Genomic DNA, 406 nt, shown 5'->3' on the forward strand with positions numbered 1-406 from the left:
GCTGGTCAGCGGCGGGCAATGCGGCGCCTGCAGCTCGTTGGCCACCGTGCGCAAGGCGACCCGGCGCATGTGCGTGTCGCGCTTGGCACTGCTGGTGCTCAACGCCTGACAGTGCTCCGCAGGCAGCGGGTACTCGCAGTAGAGCATCCAGGCAGTGTGGATTTTTTTCAGCGCCAGCCCCGCCAGGGTGCCGCGCTGGACCAGGGTGTCATCGTCTTCCAGCGCTTGCTCGCTGAGCAGACCGTTCGGTGCGACGGCATAGCGCTTGAGCGGGCCCTGGTCTTGCCACAGGTACAGATAACCGCCACGCAGGCGACGTGCCGCCATGGGGTGGCTGCGGGTGACAACGCCGGGTGTGCAGCAGGGATGGGCGGTTTTTTCTTCTGCCAGGGCATAGCGCACCGGT

General features: G+C 66.5%; 1 protein-coding gene. It reads right to left on the minus strand.

From position 1 onward, the window contains the following. On the minus strand, positions 1 to 402 hold a 402-nt coding region (locus tag NPS47_RS25455; protein WP_337993431.1), incomplete at its 3' end, for a toxin VasX. Positions 403 to 406 lie beyond the last annotated feature (4 nt).

Origin of the sequence: Pseudomonas putida (genome assembly GCF_028682475.1) — a bacterium.
GTDB classification, from domain to species: Bacteria; Pseudomonadota; Gammaproteobacteria; order Pseudomonadales; family Pseudomonadaceae; genus Aquipseudomonas; species Aquipseudomonas putida_AG.